The sequence below is a fragment of the Microcystis sp. LE18-22.4A genome (genome assembly GCF_027531105.1).
Classification (GTDB): Bacteria; Cyanobacteriota; Cyanobacteriia; order Cyanobacteriales; family Microcystaceae; genus Microcystis; species Microcystis aeruginosa.
This window is the reverse complement of the sequence record NZ_JAPZRB010000178.1, coordinates 1-1,652: the sequence shown is the minus strand read 5'-3', so window position 1 is coordinate 1,652 and position 1,652 is coordinate 1. Positions and strand designations below refer to the sequence as shown.

Sequence of the window (1,652 nt, the reverse complement as noted above, 5' to 3'; positions counted from 1 at the left end):
ATGGGAGTGATCAGGGGGAAAATTCCTGGACTTTTTCCCTGAAAATTAGGTAATTGGCCCCCTCAAAACCGGTAAAACCCCACACCCCACACCCCACACCCCACACCCTGCCCCCAGGAAAAACTTTTTCAGCAGACCCTACTTATTAGTGTAGTTTGGTATGGGCTTTTTTCTCATAGGTGCGTTCAAATTTTCTGCGGGTGTAATTGGCAGCGATCGCTATTGCTAAAGCCAAAATTGCGAAAATAAGGGCAGTAATTTGATAGATAGACTGATTTGGGGATAAAATTGCCAGTAAAACTAATAATATACCCATTAAAATCGCAATTTGTTTAGTTTTTACCATGTTTTCATGGGCATCGCTACAGGTGCGACAGTGGACAGTGTGACGAGAATAGCGATCGAGGGGTAAAGGATCGGATAAATCGATCGCCGTTGTCCGCTGGCTGGTGTAGCCTTGATAGTAGGGGAAAGAGTCCCCATAGCGATCGAACCATTGACGTAACTCAATCACCAAGGCATCGGAACTTTTTAAGGGTAAGTATAATTTTTGTAAACTATCTCTTGACTTTTCCACCATTTGCTGCTGACTTTGAATTAAAGGTAGATCATCTTCGAGGATGCGACTTTGACGCAGATGTTCCAACCAGCGCCAACGGTATTGACGGGAGTTAACGGCAAAATTTTGGTAACGTCGCATCAGTAAGCGAGAACGACCTTGACTGAGAGAAATCCCGTATAAAGCCAATCCAGCACACCAATCGGGATTAGGCAGAGCAAAACGATAATGAACGAGATTAGGGGCTAGAAAATCCAGATATTTCCAGCTTTCCTGCGGATTGCGGCTATTGCGCCACTGACTGCGAATTCCCCGCGCCGAGATTTCGAGGATTTGGAAGGCTAACGGTTGAGCATTTTCCCGTTTTGCCCCGAATTCGCTGCGATCATGGCTAATATTAACATGGGCGGGATCGAGGAGATTTTCGAGTAAATAGCCCTGTTCATAGGGAAAATCGATGACATAATCGGTATGGACACAATTGGGGTCTTCTAGGTCTTTGATGATAGGAATATCGCTTTCTTTCGCTGTTTCCTCTTCTCCTAACCAAACCCAGAGGACTCCCTGACGTTCCACCACCCCATAGGATTTAACCTTGGCATTGCGGGGAATCGGGGTATTGACTGGCAGTTGGGGAATATGGGAACATTTTCCATCCGTCTCGAACTGCCAACCATGGTACAAACATTCTAAACGACCAGCGATCATCTGTCCTGTGGAGAGTTTAGCCAAGCGATGGGGACAGCGATCAAGCAAACAGCCCCATTTTCCCTGCTGATCGCGAAATATTAGCAATGGTTGCCCATAAAGAGAGAAAGAGTAGGGATTTTTTTGCCAATCCTGCACGAATAACACAGGATACCAACAATTTTGGTAGTGAAAATAGTCATCCCTAGGGAGGGGTTGAGATTGATCAGTGCTTGTCATGGGGATGAGAGAGAAAAAATATTGATCTTGACATCCTCGCCGCCGTAAAACGGACGGCGATTCCCAAACCTCACGATTTAGGTTTCTGCTTCTTTCCCGAAGGATTTTTCGCACCTGCCTTAACAGATTTACTCTGTTCTGGTCTTATGGTCGCTCTACAGACTGA

1 protein-coding gene is annotated in these 1,652 nt (G+C 45.7%); it reads right to left on the bottom strand.

What is annotated here, in order from left to right:
• Window positions 1-145: 145 nt before the first annotated feature.
• Window positions 146-1,486, bottom strand: coding sequence for an aromatic ring-hydroxylating dioxygenase subunit alpha (locus O9295_RS07895; RefSeq protein ID WP_353851851.1), 1,341 nt, complete (start codon window positions 1,484-1,486; stop codon window positions 146-148).
• Window positions 1,487-1,652: the final 166 nt, after the last annotated feature.

Excerpts from the sequence above, each read along its gene's own strand:
- O9295_RS07895 (WP_353851851.1), bottom strand. The coding sequence starts at position 1,486 with ATGACAAGCACTGATCAATCTCAACCCCTCCCTAGGGATGACTATTTT.